The organism is Streptomyces sp. BBFR51 (genome assembly GCF_044591655.1).
Classification (GTDB): Bacteria; Actinomycetota; Actinomycetes; order Streptomycetales; family Streptomycetaceae; genus Streptomyces.
This window is the reverse complement of sequence record NZ_CP172448.1, coordinates 5,988,538-6,008,174: the sequence shown is the minus strand read 5'-3', so window position 1 is coordinate 6,008,174 and position 19,637 is coordinate 5,988,538. Positions and strand designations below refer to the sequence as shown.

At 71.4% G+C, this 19,637-nt stretch carries 17 protein-coding genes; 4 read left to right on the top strand and 13 right to left on the bottom strand.

Going from position 1 to position 19,637, the window contains the following annotated elements:
* Positions 1 to 53 precede the first annotated feature (53 nt).
* The 3 genes from ACGH7X_RS27565 to ACGH7X_RS27555 all read right to left on the bottom strand — a co-directional run bounded on the left by ACGH7X_RS27565 (position 54) and on the right by ACGH7X_RS27555 (position 4,349).
* Entirely contained in the window at positions 54 to 248 is a 195-nt protein-coding gene (locus ACGH7X_RS27565; protein WP_399889430.1) for an acyl-CoA carboxylase subunit epsilon, read from the bottom strand.
* 17 nt (positions 249 to 265) lie between these two features.
* Positions 266 to 1,849: an acyl-CoA carboxylase subunit beta gene (locus tag ACGH7X_RS27560; protein WP_399889428.1), complete on the bottom strand. Its 1,584-nt coding sequence runs from the start codon at positions 1,847 to 1,849 to the stop codon at positions 266 to 268.
* 154 nt (positions 1,850 to 2,003) lie between these two features.
* Entirely contained in the window at positions 2,004 to 4,349 is a 2,346-nt protein-coding gene (locus ACGH7X_RS27555; RefSeq protein ID WP_399897386.1) for a polysaccharide lyase 8 family protein, read from the bottom strand.
* 150 nt (positions 4,350 to 4,499) lie between these two features.
* Between ACGH7X_RS27555 and ACGH7X_RS27550 the strand changes: the two genes are divergently transcribed.
* Positions 4,500 to 5,057: a YceI family protein gene (locus ACGH7X_RS27550; protein WP_399889425.1), complete on the top strand. Its 558-nt coding sequence runs from the start codon at positions 4,500 to 4,502 to the stop codon at positions 5,055 to 5,057.
* On the opposite strand, the gene ACGH7X_RS27545 is transcribed toward ACGH7X_RS27550, so the two are convergent.
* Both ACGH7X_RS27545 and ACGH7X_RS27540 read right to left on the bottom strand, forming a co-directional pair.
* Positions 5,044 to 5,622, bottom strand: coding sequence for a cysteine hydrolase family protein (locus tag ACGH7X_RS27545; RefSeq protein WP_399889422.1), 579 nt, complete (start codon positions 5,620 to 5,622; stop codon positions 5,044 to 5,046). The two genes, ACGH7X_RS27550 and ACGH7X_RS27545, sit on opposite strands and share 14 nt — an antisense overlap.
* Positions 5,623 to 5,626: 4 nt before the next feature.
* The gene (locus tag ACGH7X_RS27540; protein WP_399889419.1) at positions 5,627 to 6,280 is read right to left on the bottom strand and encodes a TetR/AcrR family transcriptional regulator; all 654 of its coding nucleotides are present in this window, start codon (positions 6,278 to 6,280) and stop codon (positions 5,627 to 5,629) included.
* Positions 6,281 to 6,354: 74 nt separating this feature from the next.
* Between ACGH7X_RS27540 and ACGH7X_RS27535 the strand changes: the two genes are divergently transcribed.
* Positions 6,355 to 7,302, top strand: a complete 948-nt coding sequence (locus ACGH7X_RS27535; protein WP_399889416.1) for a DMT family transporter — start codon at positions 6,355 to 6,357, stop codon at positions 7,300 to 7,302.
* Between the two features lie 13 nt (positions 7,303 to 7,315).
* Here the strand turns inward: ACGH7X_RS27535 and ACGH7X_RS27530 are convergent, their stop codons facing one another.
* From ACGH7X_RS27530 to ACGH7X_RS27520, 3 genes are all read right to left on the bottom strand, one after another.
* Positions 7,316 to 8,668, bottom strand: coding sequence for a hypothetical protein (locus tag ACGH7X_RS27530; RefSeq protein WP_399889414.1), 1,353 nt, complete (start codon positions 8,666 to 8,668; stop codon positions 7,316 to 7,318).
* A gap of 72 nt (positions 8,669 to 8,740) precedes the next feature.
* Entirely contained in the window at positions 8,741 to 10,345 is a 1,605-nt protein-coding gene (gene cimA / locus ACGH7X_RS27525) for a citramalate synthase (RefSeq protein WP_399889411.1), read from the bottom strand.
* A 309-nt stretch (positions 10,346 to 10,654) separates the two neighbouring features.
* On the bottom strand, positions 10,655 to 11,152 hold the full coding sequence (locus ACGH7X_RS27520; protein WP_399889408.1) for a hypothetical protein: 498 nt from the start codon (positions 11,150 to 11,152) through the stop codon (positions 10,655 to 10,657).
* Between the two features lie 98 nt (positions 11,153 to 11,250).
* On the opposite strand from ACGH7X_RS27520, the gene ACGH7X_RS27515 reads away from it, so the two are divergent.
* Entirely contained in the window at positions 11,251 to 12,399 is a 1,149-nt protein-coding gene (locus ACGH7X_RS27515) for a serine hydrolase domain-containing protein (protein ID WP_399889405.1), read from the top strand.
* 62 nt (positions 12,400 to 12,461) lie between these two features.
* Here the strand turns inward: ACGH7X_RS27515 and ACGH7X_RS27510 are convergent, their stop codons facing one another.
* The 5 genes from ACGH7X_RS27510 to ACGH7X_RS27490 form a co-directional block, all read right to left on the bottom strand.
* Entirely contained in the window at positions 12,462 to 13,568 is a 1,107-nt protein-coding gene (locus ACGH7X_RS27510) for a branched-chain amino acid aminotransferase (RefSeq protein ID WP_399889402.1), read from the bottom strand.
* Positions 13,569 to 13,824: 256 nt separating this feature from the next.
* Positions 13,825 to 14,877 carry a 3-isopropylmalate dehydrogenase gene (locus ACGH7X_RS27505; protein WP_399889399.1) on the bottom strand — a complete coding sequence of 351 codons (1,053 nt, stop codon included), beginning with the start codon at positions 14,875 to 14,877 and terminating at the stop codon, positions 13,825 to 13,827.
* Between the two features lie 93 nt (positions 14,878 to 14,970).
* A complete protein-coding gene (locus tag ACGH7X_RS27500) occupies positions 14,971 to 15,102 on the bottom strand; it encodes a hypothetical protein (RefSeq protein WP_399889396.1) in 132 nt (43 codons plus the stop codon).
* Positions 15,103 to 15,408: 306 nt separating this feature from the next.
* Positions 15,409 to 17,049: an L-glutamate gamma-semialdehyde dehydrogenase gene (gene pruA / locus ACGH7X_RS27495; protein ID WP_399889393.1), complete on the bottom strand. Its 1,641-nt coding sequence runs from the start codon at positions 17,047 to 17,049 to the stop codon at positions 15,409 to 15,411.
* A gap of 182 nt (positions 17,050 to 17,231) precedes the next feature.
* Positions 17,232 to 18,158: a proline dehydrogenase family protein gene (locus ACGH7X_RS27490; protein ID WP_399889390.1), complete on the bottom strand. Its 927-nt coding sequence runs from the start codon at positions 18,156 to 18,158 to the stop codon at positions 17,232 to 17,234.
* 165 nt (positions 18,159 to 18,323) lie between these two features.
* Between ACGH7X_RS27490 and ACGH7X_RS27485 the strand changes: the two genes are divergently transcribed.
* Positions 18,324 to 19,532 carry a PucR family transcriptional regulator gene (locus ACGH7X_RS27485; protein WP_399889387.1) on the top strand — a complete coding sequence of 403 codons (1,209 nt, stop codon included), beginning with the start codon at positions 18,324 to 18,326 and terminating at the stop codon, positions 19,530 to 19,532.
* Positions 19,533 to 19,637 lie beyond the last annotated feature (105 nt).

The following is a 19,637-nucleotide window of genomic DNA, read 5'->3' as shown; positions in this document are numbered from 1 at the left end:
TACACGTAGAGGCCCCTCCGGAGTGGAGGGGCCTCTACGTGTACGGGTTCAGGTCAGCGCCAGCTGTGCGGGGCGCGGAAGCCCGGCTCGCGCTCCAGGCGGCGCCAGCCCGCGCGGACTCGGCCGCCGCCGTGGGTCGGGGCGATCTCGGCGGGGCGGGCGGCGCGGGCCAGGAGGAGGGCCGTGATGGCGGCGACTTCCTCGGGCTCGGCGTGGCCCTTCTCGACGCGGATGTCGGGAGTGGACATGGAGGTGGCTCCTCGGGTCACTGCGGCGGGTTGCCGTGTTTGCGGGAGGGCAGGTCGGCGTGCTTGGTGTGGAGCATCGCCAGGGACTGGACGAGCACCTCGCGGGTCTCCGCGGGGTCGATGACGTCGTCGACCAGGCCGCGTTCGGCCGCGTAGTAGGGGTGCATCAGCTCGGCCTTGTACTCCTTGACCATGCGGGCCCGCACGGCCTCGGGGTCCTCGGCATCGGCGATCTGACGGCGGAAGATGACGTTCGCGGCACCCTCGGCACCCATGACGGCGATCTCGTTGGTCGGCCAGGCGTAGGTGAGGTCGGCGCCGATGGACTGGCTGTCCATGACGATGTAAGCACCTCCGTACGCCTTGCGCAGGATGAGCGAGATCCGGGGCACGGTCGCGTTGCAGTACGCGTAGAGGAGCTTGGCGCCGTGGCGGATGATGCCGCCGTGCTCCTGGTCGACGCCGGGCAGGAAGCCGGGTACGTCCAGAAGGGTGACGATCGGGATGTTGAAGGCATCGCACATCTGGACGAAGCGCGCGGCCTTCTCGCTGGCCTCGATGTCCAGGACGCCGGCCAGGGCCTGCGGCTGGTTGGCCACGATGCCGACGACCTGCCCGTCCAGACGGGCCAGGGCACAGATGATGTTGCGGGCCCAGCGCTCGTGGACCTCCAGGTACTCGCCCTCGTCGACGATCTCCTCGATGACCTTGGCCATGTCGTAGGGGCGGTTGCCGTCGGCCGGCACCAGGTCGAGGAGCACGTCGGAGCGGCGGTCCGCCGGGTCCGAGGACTGCGCGCGGGGCGGGTTCTCCCGGTTGTTCTGCGGCAGGAGGGAGAGGAGGTAGCGGACCTCGGCGAGGCAGGTCTCCTCGTCGTCGTAGGCGAAGTGGCACACGCCGGACGTCTCGGCGTGCACATCGGCGCCGCCCAGCCCGTTCTGGGTGATCTCCTCACCCGTGACGGCCTTGACCACGTCCGGACCCGTGATGAACATCTGCGAGGTGTCACGGACCATGAAGACGAAGTCGGTCAGCGCCGGACTGTAGGCCGCGCCGCCCGCACACGGACCGAGCATCACACTGATCTGCGGGATGACCCCGGACGCCCTGGTGTTGCGCTGGAAGATGCCCCCGTAGCCGGCCAGCGCGCCGACGCCCTCCTGGATACGGGCCCCGGCACCGTCGTTCAGCGACACCAGCGGCGCCCCGGCCGCAATGGCCATGTCCATGATCTTGTGGATCTTCGTGGCATGGGCCTCGCCCAGCGCACCCCCGAAGATCCGGAAGTCGTGCGCATAGACGAAGACCGTACGGCCCTCCACCGTGCCCCAACCGGTGATCACACCATCGGTGTACGGCCTCTTGGCCTCCAGCCCGAACCCCGTCGCCCGGTGCCGCCGCAACTGCTCGACCTCACGAAAGGAGCCGGGATCCAAAAGCAGGTCGATCCGCTCCCGTGCCGTCAGCTTGCCCTTGGCGTGCTGCGCCGCCGTCGCCTTCCCGCCCGGCCCGGCCAGCGCCCGCGCACGGATCTCGTGCAGTTCGGCCACTCGCCCGCGCGCGTCCGTCGGCTCACCCGGCGCCTCATCCAAAACGGTCATGTAGCGACTCTACGAAGCCCACCAAGGAATGCGAGCCGTCGACTCCTCACAGTCTCCGGCCCGTTTTCCTGGTAGCACCGAACAGAACCCCCACCGCATGCAGCCCTTTCGACTGCTCAGAGGGCCTCAGGCTTGTAGGGGTCACACAAAGCCGTCAGCTGAGAGTCACCTCACATTCATGGGTGGTACATACCACCCCTGGAGTGACGCGGAGGTGCAGTCGGCGGCCCGTCGCGAGGATCTCGACCGTCTCGTCGGCCCGGAGCACCGCCCCCACCGGGTGGTCCCAGATGATCTCCACGGGTTCCCCCGTGCGCGGCGGTTCGCTCACGCAGAGCGTAGCCGTACGGCCCCGGCGACGGACCAGCACACTCGCCCCGGCCGTCGCGGTGAGCGGGCCCGCCGTGCCCGCCTGCCAGAAGTTGGCGGCCGTCAGTCCGAGCGGGCGGGCGGCGACCGCCTGGCACCGGTCGTCGTTGGCGAGGACCGTGAACCAGCGGCGGTCGGCGGCACGGCGCCCCACCGCCCGCCGGGAGGCTCCCGGCATGACGACGTACACGTAGCCGGCGTCGGCCGGGTCGGTGCCGTGGTCCAGCCAGAGGGTCTGCCGGCGGCGGGTGCGGCGCTCGGTCGTGCTGGTGGTGTTGATGTCGGACCAGGAGCCGGTGCGGTCCTCGCGCAGGGTCCGCAGCTCGTCGCCCCCGGGCACGATCCAGCCGCCGTGGCCCTCCAGGTGGGCCCAGTGCCGCCCGCGGGCGAGGGCGGGGGTGCTCCTGCTCCCCTCCCCCAGGTTGCGGTTGTCCACGACCGTCTCGACCGGGACGCCGTCCGCGCAGGTGATGCCGGCTCCCAGGCAGACCACCGCGTCGTCGAGGAAGAACCAGGACTTGCGGGCTTCGAGGGTCGAACCGAGTCCCTTGAGATGCTGCCCGACGGCCGCGTACTCGCCGTCGGTCGTGCCGCCGACCCAGCGCACGTCCGGTTTGGGCTCGCCCCACTCGCCGCCCGCCCGGTCGGCCAGGCGCTTGGTGGAGACGGTGGTGCCGGGCAGCCGGTACCAGTCGACGGTGGGCCAGAACCAGTCTGTGTATTGATCGGCCCGGTCGGAGGCGGCGTCGTTCGCCCACCAGGTCAGCATCCCCGCGCCGGTGTGCCAGCCGCGCGGGTTCTCGCCGTTGCCGCACTCGTAGTGGGCGATGCGGTCACTGGCCATGGCGAGGGCCGCGGTGAAGGCGGGGCGGCGGTGGACGGCGCGGTCCATGGCCGCGAAGAGGTGGTGCCCGGTGGGTTCGGGCGCGGCCTCGCCGGGGGCGTCGGCGATCGCGTGCAGCCGGGCCAGGTCGGCGACCGGGAACTGGGGCGCGGTGAGCAGGGGGGTGACGGTGTCCCGTTCGATCCAGCCCTTGATCCTGGCGTACCAGCGCTCCCGCTCGGCGTCGCTCGCGCCGCCCGCGAGGACCGCCACGGCGGCGACGAGCTGCTGGCCGTGGAAGTGGTCGCTGCGCATGACGTGCAGGTCGTCGCTCTGGAGGTATCCCCGGCTGATGGCGCGCCCGTTGACCACGTCCATGGCGAGTCCGTCGTGGATCAGGGGTGCGTAGGCGCGCTCGACGCTGTCGAGGATGATCTGCCTGCCGGGGTCCGTCACCTCCCATTCCGAGCCGGCGAGCAGGGTGAACAGCCGGCCAAGACCGTCCAGCATGACCTGGCCGTACGTCCCCGAGTAGGCGACCCAGGTGTGCTGGACGAACGAGCCGTCGGCGTAGAGCCCGTCGCCCTTGGTGACGTACGGGAAGACGGGCGAGAGGGCGTCGCGGGCCAGGGCGAGCTTGGCGGGGGCCCGGCCCAGGATGCCGCGCAGGGCGACGGAGCGGCACAGGTCGACGCGGTTGGCGCCGGTGGAGGTGCCGGAGTAGTCGCCGAGCATCGAGTCGGGGACGAAGTGGTCGACGGCGGCGCAGGCGGCGGCGACGCGGTCGGAGCCGAGGTGGTCGTACAGGGCGGCCGTGATGTCCATCAGGAGCCGGGGGCTGCCGATCTGCCATTCCCACCAGTTGCCGTAGCGGGTGGTGGCGGGGTTGTAGACGGTGGCCGAGAGGTGGTCGAGGCCGCGCAGGATGTCGGTGAGGAGGGCCGGGTCGCCGGTGGAGCCGGTGCCCTCCTGGACGTACGCCTCGGTCATCGTCCACAGGCGTCCGTAGGCGAAGGTGATGCCGGCGGGCGGGTCGAAGGGGTGGTCGGGCCACAGGGAGGTGGGGGTGGGGGCCATGGTGGCGCGGTGGTCGCGGGCGCGTTCGCCGGTCTCGGCGAGGCGTGAGGCGTACGGCTCGGCGGCCGGGTCGTAGCCGGTGCCGAGGGCGATGTCGAGCCAGCGCAGGCGCAGGGCGTCGTAGGGGTCGGCGGCGGCTGCCGCCCGGGGGGCGGAGGTGAGGGTGGCGGCCAGGGCCGCCGCGAGCAGGACGGCGCGGCGGGTGGGGGCGGTGGGGCGCTGTGGGGTCATGCTCATGCCGTCTATCACGCCGGAGGGCGGGTCGGGAACGGTGCCGCGACACGTGGCGCGGAGTGGTTGATGGCGCCATGGAATAGGTCTAGAGTCGAGACCGTTGGACTGGTTGAACATTCAACATCAAGACCTTCTCCGGAGGACACCATGACCACCACCCCCGAACTCTCGACCCTGACCGGCGAGTACACCGTCGACCCCGCGCACTCCGCGATCGGCTTCACGGCACGCCACGCGATGGTCACCAACGTCAAGGGCAAGTTCCTCGACTTCAGCGGCACGCTGCACCTGGACGGCACGGACCCGTCCCGCTCCACGGCGTCGCTCGACATCACGATGGACAGCATCGACACGGGCTCCCCCGACCGTGACGGCCACCTCAAGAGCTCGGACTTCTTCAAGACGGACGAGCACCCGACGATGACCTTCCGCTCCACCAAGGCGGAGTCCCTGGGCGGCGACGACTACCGCATCACCGGCGATCTCACGATCCTCGGCACGACCAAGCCGCTCACCATCGACCTGGAGTTCAACGGCGCGGCCAAGGACCCCTTCGGCAACGAGCGCGTCGGCTTCGAGGGCAAGTCGGAGATCAAGCGCTCGGAGTGGGGCCTCACCTGGAACGCCGCACTGGAGACGGGTGGCGTACTGGTCTCCGACAAGATCAAGCTGAACTTCGACATCTCGGCGATCAGGCAGGCATGACGCCCCGCGCCCCCGCGGGGGCGACGAAGTCCACGTCGGCGGCGGCCCGGACCCGGATGCGGCGGCCGGGCCAGCCGATCGTGCGGTAGATCGCGTTGTACTGGGCGATCGAGCGGTCCGCCGGAACGAGGTCGCCCGCGTCCGCCTCGGTCCGCACCGACGTGGTGTGCCCGTCGGCGACGACGAGCAGGTCGTAGCCCCGGCTCAGAGCCTGCCGTGCCGTGGTGTCCACGCAGATCTCCGTGGCGAACCCGGTGACGATCACCTCGGTGACGCCGAGCGCCTTCAGGGTCGCGTCGAGGTCGGTGTGCAGGAAGCCGTCCGGGGTGGTCTTGTCGACGACCGCTTCCCCTTCCCGGGGCGCCAGCTCGGGCACGATCCGCCAGCCCTCGGTCCCGGGCACCATGCCCTCGTCCCGCTGCCGCACGGTCACCACCGGCACTCCGGCCGCCCGGGCCCGCTCGCTCAGCCCGGCGATCGCGGCGACCGTCTCGGTTGCCCGGTGGGCCATGGCGACCGTGGAGTTCTGCATGTCGATGACGAGGAGCGCGGTTCCTGACGGCATGGGCTCACCGTAGTGGTGTGTCCCAGCCCGCCGCCGCCCCGTTTCCGAGCAGGTCGCGCACCTGGTCGCGGGCCTGACCGAAGGGGTCGGGGAAGACTCCCAGCCCGTGCGTGACCAGGGCGCCCTCGTGGAGCAGCATCAGGGTCCGTCCCAGCCGGTCCGCGTCGCCCGTGCCGGTCTCCCGGGCGAGACGGGTGAACAGGTCGAGCATCCACGCCTTCTGCGCCACGATGACCGGGTACGCCGGATGCGCGGGGTCGCCGATCTCTGCGTGCGCGTTGATCATGCTGCACCCCTTGGAGCCGTACTCCGCCGCCCATGCGCGCGAGGCCTCGAAGACCGCCAGGATCCGGGAAGCCGGCCCCTGCCCCGCGGCCGCGTCCAGATGGCGGGCGAGCACGTCCCGCCAGCGCTCGTCGCGGCCTGCCAGGTACTCGACGACGATCTGCTCCTTCGAGCCGAACCGGTCGTACAGCGTCTTCTTGGTCACCCCGGCCTCCGCCGCGATGAGGTCCACGCCCACGGCATGGATGCCGCGCTCGTAGAACAGCCGCTCCGCCGCCGCCAGCACGCGTCGCGCGCCGGGCGTCAGCCGGACCCGGTGCGGCCTCCGCGTCGGCTCCACTGTCCCCGGCTCCGTTCGCTCCAGCTCTTCCATACCGCACAAGTATACCGGTCTGTATAGTGGGCACTCGGAACGAGTAAACCGATCTGTCTACTGTTGGGGGCGCCATGAACGCCCTGCTCTCGGCCGCGTTCGTACTGTGCTGGAGTTCCGGCTTCATCGGCGCCAAGCTCGGCGCCGAGTCCGCGGCCACTCCCACCCTTCTGATGTGGCGTTTCCTGCCGCTCGCCGTGGTGCTGATCGCCGCGGCGGCCGCCTCCCGGGCACAGTGGCGGGGCCTGACGCTCTTGGACACCGGCCGGCAGATCGCCGTCGGCGCGCTGTCGCAGAGCGGCTACCTGCTCAGCGTCTACTACGCCATCGAGTTGGGCGTCTCCAGCGGCACCACCGCCCTGATCGACGGCGTCCAGCCACTCGTCGCCGGTGCGCTGGCCGGCCCCCTGCTGCGGCAGTACGTCTCGCGCGGGCAGTGGCTGGGCCTCTGGCTCGGGCTGTCGGGCGTGGCCACGGTGACGGTCGCCGACGCGGCGGCGGCAGGCGCGGAGGTGGCCTGGTGGGCCTACCTCGTACCGTTCCTCGGCATGCTGTCGCTGGTGGCGGCCACCTTCCTGGAGGGCCGCTCGCGGGCACCGGTCGCACCGCGGGTGTCGCTGACGATCCACTGCGTGACCAGTGCCGTCCTCTTCTCGGCTCTGGCGCTGGGCACGGGTACGGCGGCCCCGCCCGCCGACTCGTCGTTCTGGGTGGCGACCGCCTGGCTGGTGGTGCTGCCCACCTTCGGCGGCTACGGGCTGTACTGGCTGATCCTGCGGCGGTCCGGGATCACCGAGGTCAACACCCTCATGTTCCTCATGGCGCCGGTCACGGCGGTGTGGGGCGCCCTCATGTTCGGCGAGCCGTTCGGTGTGCAGACCGCCCTCGGGCTGGCCGTCGGCCTCGCGGCCGTGGTCGTCGTCCGGCGCGGGAGCGGCGCGTCCCGTACGCGCACCGTGCGCACGCGCGCGGACCGTCCGGCGGTCGAGTCGTCCGGGTCGTCCCCCGCGGGCGGGCGCTGACGGCGCACGCGCCTCAGAAGCCGCCGCCGAAGTCCCCTCCGCCGCCGAACCCGCCGCCTCCGCCGAAGTCTCCGCCGCCGAAGCCGCCCCCGAAGTCGCCGGAGTCGAAGTCGCCGCCCGAGACGTCGCCGCCCTCGTGGCCGCCGAAGTCGCCGTAACCGCCGCCGTAGCCGGCCCCGTAGGCCGGGCCCGCCATCAGGCTGCCCAGCATGGTGCCGACCAGCAGGCCGGGCAGAATGCCGCCGCCGAAGTAGCCGCCCGCCCAGGGGCCGTAGGCCGGGCCCGCGTCCCAGTAGGGGCGGCGGCCCTGGTCGGTGTCCACCTCGCGGATCATCGGGTCCCGTCCGTCGGACAGCCGGGCCTGGTCGGCCGCGCAGACCGGGACCTCGCGGGTGGCGCCGCCCGGCGGGGTCCAGGTGGCGTCGGCGACCGACGGGCCGTGGCGCGGGTCGAAGAAACAGGGCGGACGACGGTCGGGCAGCGGTTTGCCCTCGCGGCGGGCGGCGAGCCGCGCGAGCGAGAACCGGCCGTCCTCCACGGCCTGGGTGACGCCACGCACGTCCTCCGGCTTGCGGGCGTCCGCCATGTACGTCTTGGACTGCTCGTAGGCGTCGAGGGCGTGTTCGTAGTCCGCCCGCATCGCGTCGTCGGCACCCGGTTCCGCAGGGTGGAAGTCCAGGCGGTCCAGCTCCTCGCCGAACGCCGTGATGTCCTCGTCGACCACCACCCGCAGCCGCTCGAGCGCCGCCCGCTGCTCCTCCTCGCGGCGCCGGCGGTTGCGCCGGGAAAGTGCGTAGGCGCCCGCGCCGGCCGCCGCCACGACCGCGCCTGCCGTGATCAGCGCGCCCGTGGGCGCGGAGGTGCCGCCGGAGTCCCAGGACGAGGGGGCGGAGCCGCGCACGCTGCGCAGCGCGTCGTCGACGAAGTCGTTCAGCTGCGCCTTGGTGTCGCCCGCGCCCTGTGCGGCGGTGACCAGGTTGTTCACACCCTGGCGGCTCAGCACGCTGCCGTCGGCGCGCGCGTCGAACTCGTCGCCGAGCCGGACGCCGTACAGACCGGTGATGCCGGTCTCGGTGCGGATGTTCTGGAAGAGGTTCTCGGTCGGATAGCCGGCCGGGAGGACCGCCACGAAGACGGGTTCGTCCGCGTCCTCGATCTTGTCGGCGAGCGCCTCCGCGTCCGCCTTGGACAGCAGATCGGAGGCGGCCGGGTCCACGTACACGGGACTTTCGCGCAGGGCGGCGCCGATCTCGGAGACGTCGGTGGCCGCCTGCGCGCCGGGCGCACCGGCCATCAGCACCGCCAGCACGGCGACGACCGGCGCGACCAGGAGGCGTATGAGGACTTGAACGCGGACGCCCTTCATACCTTCGAAAGTACCCGAATGCTCCTCAATGAGACATAAGTGCGAGCCTGGAAACCCGTGAGGCGGACGGGCTCACTCGGCGGGTGCGACCCCGGCCCGCAGCAGCCCGTACGTGTACGCGTCCTCCAGGGCCTGCCACGAGGCGGCGATGACGTTCTCCGCGACGCCCACCGTGGCCCACTCCCCCGTGCCGTCGCTGGTGGAGATGAGGACCCTGGTCGTGGACTGGGTGCCGTGCACGCCCTCCAGGATGCGGACCTTGTAGTCGACCAGGTCGAGCTTGGCCAGCTCCGGGTAGATCTTCTCCAGGGCCACGCGCAGGGACCGGTCCAGGGCGTTGACCGGGCCGTTGCCCTCGGCGGTGGCGACGATGCGCTCGCCCTTGGCCCAGAGCTTGACCGTGGCCTCGTTGGCGTGGGTGCCGTCGGGGCGGTCCTCGGTGATCGCGCGCCAGGACTCGACCTCGAAGTACTTCAGCGGCCTGCCCTCGGCCTCGGCGCGCAGGAGCAGCTCGAAGCTGGCGTCGGCGGCCTCGTAGGTGTAGCCCGCCAGCTCGCGCTCCTTGACCCGCTCCACGACCCGGCCGACCAGTTCGCGGTCGCCGCCGAGGTCGATGCCCAGCTCCTTGCCCTTGAGCTCGATGGAGGCGCGGCCGGCCATGTCGGAGACCAGCATCCGCATGGTGTTGCCGACCAGCTCGGGGTCGATGTGCTGGTACAGGTCGGGGTCGACCTTGATCGCGGAGGCGTGCAGTCCCGCCTTGTGGGCGAAGGCGGAGACGCCCACGTAGGGCTGGTGGGTGGAGGGGGTGAGGTTCACGACCTCGGCGATGGCGTGCGAGATCCGCGTCATCTCGCGCAGCCGGCCCTCGGGCAGCACCTTCTTGCCGTACTTCAGCTCCAGCGCGGCCGCGACCGGGAACAGGTTGGCGTTGCCCACGCGCTCGCCGTAGCCGTTCGCCGTGCACTGGACGTGGGTGGCGCCGGCGTCGACCGCGGCGAGGGTGTTGGCGACGGCGCAGCCGGTGTCGTCCTGGGCGTGGATGCCGAGCCGGGCGCCGGTGTCGGCCAGCACCGTCGCGACCACGGCCTGGATCTGCGCCGGGAGCATGCCCCCGTTGGTGTCGCACAGGATGACGACGTCGGCGCCCGCCTCGGAGGCGGTGCGCACGACGGACTTCGCGTACTCGGGGTTGGCGCGGTAGCCGTCGAAGAAGTGCTCGCAGTCGACGAAGACCCGGCGGCCCTGCGCCTTGAGGTGGGAGACCGTGTCCGCGACCATCGCCAGGTTCTCGTCCAGCGTGGTCCGAAGGGCCAGCTCGACGTGCCGGTCGTGCGACTTGGCCACCAGGGTGATCACCTGGGCGCCGGACTCCAGAAGTGCCTTGACCTGGTGGTCCTCGGCAGCGGTCGCACCCGCGCGGCGGGTGGAGCCGAAGGCGACCAGCTCGGCGTGCTTGAAGTCGATCTCCTGCTGGGCTCGGGCGAAGAACTCGGTGTCCCTCGGGTTCGCGCCGGGCCAGCCGCCCTCGATGAAGCCCACACCGAAGTCGTCCAGGTGCCGTGCGATGGCCAGCTTGTCCGCGACCGTGAGGTTGATGCCCTCGCGCTGCGCGCCGTCGCGCAGGGTGGTGTCGAAGACGTGGAACGAATCGTCGAGTTCGCTGGGTGCGGTCATGATCTGAAGGCTCCTGTATGGGATCTCGGTCTACCGGAATGACCGGCTCCACCGTCCTTCTATGATCCCGTGCGCTCATTTCCCGGCTTGGGGTGGGCCAGGAAAGCGAAAAACCCCTCGCGGGTGCGAGAGGTCTGCGCGCGGGTCGAGGACGACGGTGTCCACCCGTACCTGGTCGTACGTGGCGGTCACTGCGGACCGGCGCGCCTGCTGCCAATAATCATGGCGAACGAGAGCACGACGGCAGTCTGGCACATTCCGTCCCGCTGCTCACCGTCCGTCTCAGGATGCGAGCGGTGAGCGTTCGGATCACTCGCCGACCACGCCCGCTCCCGCCGGCGTCCGCGTCTCCCGCACCTCCTCGGTGCTCGGGACGCCGAGCGCCGCCGTGCCGCCGAGCAGCGCGGCGAGGAAGGCGGCGGCTCCGGCCAGCACCCAGCGCCGCCGGGCGCGCGGCCCGTGCCGCGGCGCCGGCGCAAGGAGAGGGATCGGCCGGGTGCCGGGCAGGGGCGCCGCCGGCTCCCGGGGCGCCCCGCAGGCGATGCGGCTGCGCGCGTCCGGCCAGGCCTCCGCCTCCTCGCCCCGCAGTCCGCACGCGGCGACGAACGCGACGACCAGCTCCGCGCGCGGCAACCGGTCCCTGCCGAGCATGGTCGCCGCCGTGGAGTAGGGCAGCACGTGGCCCGCCTCCGACGCCCGGCGTTCCAGCAGGCGGTAGCTCGAGCCGGACCAGGCCTTCAGGCGGCGCAGCGCCGCGACGAAGTCGGCCGGGCCGGTGTCCGGCGGGACGGGTGGTGCCGTGGTCATGATGATTCCCCCTGGTGAGCCGTCCGGATCCGGGTTCGCACAAGCTCGAACACCCTGACAGCTTGAGGAACCCGGCGAGCCGCGGTCAACCTCGGCGCATGTTCTCCCACTTGAACCCGACACGTTTACGACGACGCGGCGCGGTCACCGCGGTGGCCCTCGCGGCGCTGCTGTTGCCCGCGGGGTGTGCCGGCCCGGCCACCGGCGCCGCCGCGGGCCCGCGCGACGGGGACTCGGTCGCCGACTTCGTGCACCGGACCCTGCCCGCCGGGATCAGCGCAACCGTGCTGGCCGCGCGTGGCGACGACCTCGTGTACTGCGCGGGGTTCGGCACGGCCGACCGCGCGGCCGGGACCCCGGCGAGCTGCCGCACGGTCTACGACATCATGTCCGTCACCAAGCAGTTCACGGCGGCCGCGATCCTGAAACTGGAGGTGATGGGCCGGCTGCGCGTGAGCGACCGGATCGACAGGTTCTTCGCCCGGGTGCCCGAGGACAAGCGCGACATCACCATCGAGCACCTGCTCACGCACACGTCGGGCCTGGTGGAGGCGCTGGGCGACGACTACGAGCCCGTCTCGCGGGACGAGATGGTGCGCCGGGCACTGGCCTCGACGCCGCTTTCCGCGCCGGGCGAGGAGTGGCACTACTCCAACACCGGGTACAGCCTGCTCGCCGCGATCGTGGAGAAGGTCTCCGGGCAGGGTTACGAGCAGTTCCTCGCCCGGCAGCTGTTCGCTCCCGCCGGGATGCGGCACACCGGCTATGTGCTGCCCCGGTGGCCGCGCCGCCTGGTCGCGGTGGAGTACGACGCCCGGGGGCGCGAGCAGGGCAGGCCGTACGACCACGACTGGGCCGCCGACGGGCCGTACTGGAACCTGCGGGGCAACGGCGGGATGCTCTCCACCGCGCCGGACCTCCTGCGCTGGCACCGGGCGCTGATGGACGACACCGTCCTGCCCGCCAAGGCACGCGCCGAGCTGTTCGAGGCCCGGGTGCCGGAGCCCGACTCCGAGGACTCCTACGCGTACGGCTGGAACGTCCGTGAGCTGCCCGGCGGCCCGTTCGCCTGGCACGACGGCGGCAACGGCTGGTCGCTGGCGCTCCTCGGGCGCACCCTGCGCGACGACGTGCTGGTGTTCTGGGTGAGCAATCACGCCTACCGGCACGGCCGGTGGAATCTCGAGGACCGGGCGGAGACGCTGACACAGGGCATCGTGGACCGGGTGCGCGCGGAGGGTGAGTGACGGTGCGGGGCCGCCCGCTCGAGGAGTGGGCGGCCCCGCACCGGTCCGGCCGGCCGTGCGGCTCAGGCCAGCGTGTGCATCCACCCGTGCTTGTCCTCGGCGGTGCCGCGCTGGATGTCCAGCAGGGCGTCCCGCAGCCGCTGGGTCACCTCACCCGTCTCGCCGCCGCTCTGCTGCCACTGCGCGCCGGCCCGCTTGACCGTGCCGACGGGCGTGATCACGGCGGCCGTACCGCAGGCGAAGACCTCCGTGAGGGTGCCGTTCTCGGAGTCGCGCTGCCACTGGTCGACGGAGACGCGGCCCTCCTTCGCCTCGTAGCCGAGGTCGCGGGCGACGGTGAGCAGGGAGTCGCGGGTGACGCCCTCCAGGATGGAGCCGGTGAGGGTGGGGGTCACGATCACGGGCTTCGCGTTGGCCTCGGCGCCGTACACGAAGTACAGGTTCATGCCGCCCAGCTCCTCGACCCACTTGCGCTCGATCGCGTCGAGGTAGCAGACCTGGTCGCAGCCCTTGGTGGCGGCCTCGGCCTGCGCGAGCAGGGAGGCCGCGTAGTTGCCGCCGGTCTTGGCGTCGCCCATGCCGCCCGGGACGGCGCGGACGCGGTCCTCGGAGACCCAGATGGAGACCGGCTTGACGCCGCCCGGGAAGTAGGCGCCGGCCGGGGAGGCGATGACCAGGAAGAGGTACTCGTTGGCCGGCTTCACGCCCAGGCCGACCTCGGTCGCGATCATGAAGGGGCGCAGGTAGAGGGACTCCTCACCGCCGTGCGCGGGGACCCAGGCCTGGTCCTGGCGCACCAGCGCGTCGCACGCCTCGAGGAACGTCTCCACCGGCAGCTCCGGCATGCCGAGCCGACGCGAGGAGGCCTGGAAGCGCTGCGCGTTCTTCTCCGGCCGGAAGGTGGCGACACTCCCGTCGGGGCGGCGGTAGGCCTTCAGCCCCTCGAAGATCTCCTGCGCGTAGTGCAGGACCATGGTGGCCGGGTCGAGGGAGAGCGGGGCGTAGGGCACGAGCTGGCCGTCGTGCCAGCCGCGGCCCTCGGTCCACTTGATCGTCACCATGTGATCGGTGAAGTGGCGGCCGAACCCGGGGTTGGCCAGGATCGCCTGCCGCTCTGCGTCGGAGAGCGGCTTGGCGGAGGGCTTGAGCTCGATCGTGGGCGTCGTCATGGGTTGCTGTCCTTCACCGGTTGTCGTGACGGGCCGCGGTCACGCCCGTACGGCCGTGGCCGGTGCTAGGACGTCCGAGCATTCCCTCATGTCGCGGCTTCGCGTTCGATTATCGCGCGCGGCCGGCGACGGATGAAACGGGGTGAATGCGGCCCAGGGTCTGATGGTCGCACCTGGCGGACGCAGGGAAAAGCCGCCGGGTGCCTTGTTTCTCGGACCCGGCGGCGTCGAAAGGTTGGATTTCGAGTGCGCCGGATCAGCCGGCTACTCGTACGGCGAGGGCGTCGCCGATCTCGGAGGTGCTCCGCGCGGGCAGGTCGGCGCGCTCGCCGAGGTCGGCGGAGACGGCTTCCTCGATGCGGGTCGCCTCGTCCTCGTGGCCGAGGTGACGCAGCAGCAGGGCGACGGACAGGACCGTGGCGGTGGGGTCGGCCTTGCCCTGGCCGGCGATGTCGGGCGCGGAACCGTGGACCGGCTCGAACATCGAGGGGAAGTCGCCGGACGGGTTGATGTTCCCGCTGGCGGCGACGCCGATGCCGCCGGAGACGGCCGCGGCGAGGTCCGTGATGATGTCGCCGAAGAGGTTGTCGGTGACGATCACGTCGAAGCGCTCGGGCTGGGTGACGAGGTAGATCGTCGCCGCGTCGACGTGCATGTACTCGGTGGTGACCTCGGGGTACTCGGCGGCCACCTTGTTGAACACGTTGGTCCACAGGTGCCCCGCGAAGGTCAGCACGTTGTTCTTGTGGATCAGCGCGAGCTTCTTGCGCGGGCGGGCCTGGGCGCGGGCGAAGGCGTCGCGGACGACGCGCTCGACGCCGTAGGCGGTGTTGACGGAGACCTCGGTGGCGACCTCGTGCTCGGTGCCCTTGCGGATGGTGCCGCCGTTGCCGGTGTACGGGCCCTCGGTGCCCTCGCGGACGACGACGAAGTCGATCTCCGGCTGTCCGGCGAGCGGGGTGGCGACACCCGGCAGCAGCCTGGACGGCCGCAGGTTGACGTGGTGGTCGAAGGCGAAGCGGAGCTTGAGCAGGAAGCCGCGCTCCAGGACACCGGACGGCACCGACGGGTCGCCGATCGCGCCGAGCAGGATGGCGTCGTGCGCCTTGAGGGCGTCGAGGTCGGCGTCGGTGAGGGTCTCACCGGTGGCGTGGTAGCGCCGGGCGCCGAAGTCGAACTCCTTGGTCTCCAGCTTCACATCCTGCGGAAGGACGGCGGAGAGGACCTTCAGGCCTTCGGCCACGACCTCCCGGCCGATGCCGTCACCGGGGATCACTGCGAGATTGAGGCTGCGAGAACTTGCCGACATGTGCGGCACCCTACCCCTCGTCCCACGGGATGACATGCGGCGTCCGGCATGCGGACGCCGCGCTGCCACTCACGCTTCGTCGGGCGCCCGCGCTCAGTGACCGGTGGCGCCGCCGTTGTCCCGGCGGTCGAGGGCGCGCTGGAGGGCGGCCGCGGCGTTCTTGCGGTCGGAGTCAGTCGTACGGGAGTGGTGGCGGACTCGGCGGCGGACGGTCGTCTCGGCCATGGGAATCGACTCCTTCGGCACAAAGGGAGCGCGGAAAGCGAGCGGTACGGAGAGACGCCGGAAGGGGCGGGGAGCGCGGTGCCGCAGGGGTTGCCTGCACGAGGACCGGCTCACGACCGCCATCCGCTCGATCGAGCGGGACGTTCGGCTCCTACAAAGTTAAGGGAGCGTGGAGCGTCTGTCTCCACAATTACTCGGACTTCCTACTATCTGAGACGGTGCCTTCGGTCACACGGTCCCGACCTGCGAAAACGCCCGGCGGGCCAGGTCGGTCGACCTGGCCCGCCGGGCGCTGCCCACGGGACGTCAGCCCATGTGCGGGTACGTGTAGTCGGTCGGCGCGACCAGCGTCTCCTTGATGGCGCGGGTCAGGGTCCAGCGCATCAGGTTCTGCGGGGCGCCGGCCTTGTCGTTGGTGCCGGAGGCACGGCCGCCGCCGAAGGGCTGCTGGCCGACCACGGCGCCGGTCGACTTGTCGTTGATGTAGAAGTTGCCGGCCGCGTAGCGCAGCTTCTCCATCGTGTACGCCGCCGCCGCGCGGTCGCCCGAGACGACCGAACCGGTGAGCGCGTAGTCGGAGACCGACTCCATCTGGGTCAGCATCTCGTCGTACGCCTCGTCCCGGCTGTCGTCGTACACGTGCACGGCGAGGAACGGGCCGAAGTACTCGGTGCGGAAGACCTCGTTCTCCGGGTCGGTGCACTCGACGACCGTCGGGCGCACGAAGTAGCCGACCGAGTCGTCGTAGGAGCCGCCCGCGACGATCGTGCAGGTCTCGTCCGTCTTGGCGCGGTCGATGGCGGCCTTGTTCTTGGCGAAGGACCGCTCGTCGATGACGGCGCCGACGAAGTTCGACAGGTCGGTGACGTCACCCATGGTGAGGTAGTCGACCTCGGCGGCGAACTCCTCCTTGAAGCCGTCGTTCCAGATGGACGCCGGGATGTACGCGCGCGAGGTGGCGCTGCACTTCTGGCCCTGGTACTCGAAGGCGCCGCGGGTCAGCGCGGTCTTGAGCACGGCGCGGTCGGCGCTCGGGTGGGCGACGAGGAAGTCCTTGCCGCCGGTCTCGCCGACCAGGCGCGGGTAGGTGCGGTACTTCTCGATGTTGTTGCCGACCGTCTTCCACAGGTGCTGGAAGGTCTTGGTCGAGCCGGTGAAGTGGATGCCGGCGAGGTCCCGGTGTTCCAGGGCGACCTTGGAGACCTCGATGCCGTCGCCGGTGACGAGGTTGATGACGCCCTTGGGCAGCCCGGCCTCCTCGAGGAGCTGCATGAGCAGCACGGCGGCGTGGGTCTGGGTCGGGGACGGCTTCCAGACCACCACGTTGCCCATGAGGGCGGGGGCGGTGGGCAGGTTGGCCGCGATCGCGCTGAAGTTGAACGGCGTGATCGCGTAGACGAAGCCCTCCAGCGGGCGGTGGTCCATGCGGTTCCACACACCCTGGGAGTTGGCCGGGGGCTGCTCGGCCAGGATGTTGCGCGCGTAGTGGACGTTGAAGCGCCAGAAGTCGATCAGCTCGCAGGGGCTGTCGATCTCGGCCTGCTGGGCGGTCTTGGACTGACCGAGCATGGTGGAGGCGGCGATGGTCTCGCGCCACGGACCCGACAGCAGCTCGGCGGCGCGCAGGATGATCGCCGCGCGGTCGTCGAAGGCCATCGCGCGCCACGCGGGGGCGGCGGCCAGGGCGGCGTCGATCGCGTCCTGGGCGTCCTGCTGGGTGGCGTTGGCGTACGTGCCCAGGCGGGACTTGTGGTTGTGCGGTTGCACGACGTCGAAGCGCTCACCGCCGCCCATCCGCTTGACACCGCCGATGGTGCAGGGCAGGTCGACCGGATTGTCGGCCAGCTCCTTGAGCTTGGCCTCCAGACGGGCACGCTCGGGCGAGCCGGGGGCGTAGCCGTGCACCGGCTCGTTGACGGGGGTGGGGACCTGGGTCACAGCGTCCATGGGTTCCGTTACTCCTTTAACTGAGCGGGTCGTGCGAGCGGGTGCGGGCTCAGCCCTTGGTGACCATCGAGCGGGCGAAGAACCGGAGGTTCGCCGGCTTCTCCGCCAGACGGCGCATGCTGTGCCTTCCCGGGGGGCGACCCCCGGACCCCCGGCAGTCGCCGCGGCACAGCCCGGTCGTATCAGCCATGGCCGATCACGCTCCGCGCGAAGAACCGGAGGTTCGCCGGCTTCTCCGCCAGACGGCGCATGAAGTAGCCGTACCAGTCGGTGCCGTAGGCGGTGTAGACGCGCATGCGGTGGCCCTCGGCGGCGAGCCGCAGGTGCTCGTCGCCGCGGATGCCGTACAGCATCTGGAACTCGTACTCGTCGAGCTTGCGCCCGGCGGTGCGGGCCAGCTCCTGGCCGATGGAGATCAGGCGCGGGTCGTGCGACCCGATCATCGGGTAGCCCTCGCCCTCCATCAGGGTGCGCAGGATGCGGACGTACGCCTTGTCGATCTCGTGGCGCTGCTGGTACGCGACCTCTGCGGGCTCCTTGTAGGCGCCCTTCACCAACCGTACGCGAGAGCCGCTGTCGGCGAGGCGGCGCGCGTCGGCCTCGGTGCGGAAGAGGTAGGCCTGGATGACGCAGCCGGTCTGCGGGAAGTCCTTCCGCAGTTCCTCGTGGATGGCGAACATCGAGTCGAGGGTGGTGTGGTCCTCGGCGTCGAGCGTGACCGTGGTGCCGATCTCGGCGGCGGCCTCGACGACCGGGCGGACGTTCGCGGCGGCCAGCTCGTGGCCGCCGTCCAGCGCCTGGCCGAACATCGACAGCTTGACCGACATCTCGGCGCGGGTGCCCAGCTCCAGCGGCTTGAGCCGGTCGATCAGCTCCAGGTAGGCGTCGCGGGCGGCCTCGGCCTGCGCGGGGTTGGTGATGTCCTCGCCGACGACGTCCATCGTCAGTTCCAGGCCCTGGTCGGTCAGGCTCCGGACGATCGGCACGATCTCGTCGACCGTCTCGCCGGGGATGAACCGGTCGACGACCGGCTTGGTCACGGGCGCGGCCGAAACCAGACGACGCATCCGGTCGCTGCGCGACGCGGCGAGAATCACGGGACCCAGCACGGGGCACCTCCACTTACCAACCAACACAGGGGCCGCTGCCCGACACATGGGGAACGGCACGGAGAACCACCGTGAAATCTAAGGATCCCCCCGATCGTCGACCATCGACAGCTGTCACGCATCCGTGCCGCAGATCTCAGACATGTGTATGAAGGCGGCGCTCAAATGCGGCAGAATGCCCGGGTGACGACGGATTCGAAGGGTGACTACCAGGAGCTGGTCGACGAGATCTCCGAGCTGCTGGGCGCGCCCGCGACCCTGGAGAACCGCGACTTCGAGCTGATCGCCTTCGGCGCGTACGACAGCGAGGGCGACCTCGATCCCTCCGCCCTGGATCCGGTGCGCACCCGCTCGATCCTCACCCGGCGTTCCACGGCCGCGGTCCGTGCGTGGTTCGAGAGCTTCGGCATCACCCGCGCGACCACCCCGGTCCGCATCCCGCCCACCCCCGAGGCGGGGGTGTACCGGGGGCGCACCTGTCTGCCGGTACGCCATCGGGGTGTCGTCCTCGGTTACGTGTGGCTGCTGGACACCGACCCGGGCCCGACCGAGCGGCAGCTGACGGCGGCCATGGAGGTCACGGCCCGGATCGGCGCACTGCTCGCCGACGAGGCGCAGCACGGGGCGGACCTGAGCCGGGAGCTGCGGGCGGTGCTGACCGCCGAGCGGGACTGGCAGCGGGACATGGCCGTGGCGGAACTGCGCAGCGCGCTGGGCGCCCGGGCGGACACTCCGCACGCGGTGGTCTGCGTGGCGCCCTGGCCCTCGGCCGACCCCGACGACGCGCCCTCGGTCCGTACGGTGCCGGGGGCGACGGCACTGTGCACGGTGCCGTGGGAGGCCGCGGGTGTGTCGCTGGCGCTGCTCGTGCGGCTGCGCTCGGCGGACGTGCCGACCCCGGCGACGTCGGCTGCGGGGCGGCTGCTGGAGCGGGTGGGGACCGGCGGCGCGGGCGAGGCGGGCGGTGTGGCGGCCGGTGTCTCGGCGCCGCGCACGGGGCTCGCGGAGCTGGGGACGGCCTGGCGGGAGGCGTCGGCGGCGGCCCGGACGGCGCGTGCCGAGTCGCGGTTCGGGCCGGTCGCGCAGTGGACGTCGATCGGCGCGTTCCGCCTGCTGACCGCGCTGCCCGCGCACGCCGCCCACGATCCCGCCGTGCGGGCGCTGCTCTCCCCCGCCCACCGCGAACTCGCGCGCACCGCCGAGGTGTACCTGGACTGCGCGGGCCAGGCCGGCCGCGCCGCCGCCGAGCTGGGCATCCACCGCCAGACGCTGTACTACCGCCTCTCGCGCGTCGAGCAGCTCACGGGCCTGGACCTGGACGACGGGGAGGACCGGCTGCTGCTGCACATGGCGCTCAAGGCGCGTCGCCTTTAGAGGCCGCCTCGATCACCTGGCGCGGTCCGGCGGTGAGCTGTGCGCCCTCGGGCGCGGTTCTCGGGTCGAACGCACCCAGCCGCCCATACGGACGTCTTATACAAG

What these genes read in the sequence shown, in the direction of transcription:
- ACGH7X_RS27565 (WP_399889430.1), bottom strand. Translation starts at nt 248, where the DNA reads ATGTCCACTCCCGACATCCGCGTCGAGAAGGGCCACGCCGAGCCCGAG.
- ACGH7X_RS27560 (WP_399889428.1), bottom strand. Translation starts at nt 1,849, where the DNA reads ATGACCGTTTTGGATGAGGCGCCGGGTGAGCCGACGGACGCGCGCGGG.
- ACGH7X_RS27555 (WP_399897386.1), bottom strand. Translation starts at nt 4,349, where the DNA reads ATGACCCCACAGCGCCCCACCGCCCCCACCCGCCGCGCCGTCCTGCTC.
- ACGH7X_RS27550 (WP_399889425.1), top strand. Translation starts at nt 4,500, where the DNA reads ATGACCACCACCCCCGAACTCTCGACCCTGACCGGCGAGTACACCGTC.
- ACGH7X_RS27545 (WP_399889422.1), bottom strand. Translation starts at nt 5,622, where the DNA reads ATGCCGTCAGGAACCGCGCTCCTCGTCATCGACATGCAGAACTCCACG.
- ACGH7X_RS27540 (WP_399889419.1), bottom strand. Translation starts at nt 6,280, where the DNA reads ATGGAAGAGCTGGAGCGAACGGAGCCGGGGACAGTGGAGCCGACGCGG.
- ACGH7X_RS27535 (WP_399889416.1), top strand. Translation starts at nt 6,355, where the DNA reads ATGAACGCCCTGCTCTCGGCCGCGTTCGTACTGTGCTGGAGTTCCGGC.
- ACGH7X_RS27530 (WP_399889414.1), bottom strand. Translation starts at nt 8,668, where the DNA reads ATGAAGGGCGTCCGCGTTCAAGTCCTCATACGCCTCCTGGTCGCGCCG.
- cimA (WP_399889411.1), bottom strand. Translation starts at nt 10,345, where the DNA reads ATGACCGCACCCAGCGAACTCGACGATTCGTTCCACGTCTTCGACACC.
- ACGH7X_RS27520 (WP_399889408.1), bottom strand. Translation starts at nt 11,152, where the DNA reads ATGACCACGGCACCACCCGTCCCGCCGGACACCGGCCCGGCCGACTTC.
- ACGH7X_RS27515 (WP_399889405.1), top strand. Translation starts at nt 11,251, where the DNA reads ATGTTCTCCCACTTGAACCCGACACGTTTACGACGACGCGGCGCGGTC.
- ACGH7X_RS27510 (WP_399889402.1), bottom strand. Translation starts at nt 13,568, where the DNA reads ATGACGACGCCCACGATCGAGCTCAAGCCCTCCGCCAAGCCGCTCTCC.
- ACGH7X_RS27505 (WP_399889399.1), bottom strand. Translation starts at nt 14,877, where the DNA reads ATGTCGGCAAGTTCTCGCAGCCTCAATCTCGCAGTGATCCCCGGTGAC.
- ACGH7X_RS27500 (WP_399889396.1), bottom strand. Translation starts at nt 15,102, where the DNA reads ATGGCCGAGACGACCGTCCGCCGCCGAGTCCGCCACCACTCCCGTACG.
- pruA (WP_399889393.1), bottom strand. Translation starts at nt 17,049, where the DNA reads ATGGACGCTGTGACCCAGGTCCCCACCCCCGTCAACGAGCCGGTGCAC.
- ACGH7X_RS27485 (WP_399889387.1), top strand. Translation starts at nt 18,324, where the DNA reads ATGCGGCAGAATGCCCGGGTGACGACGGATTCGAAGGGTGACTACCAG.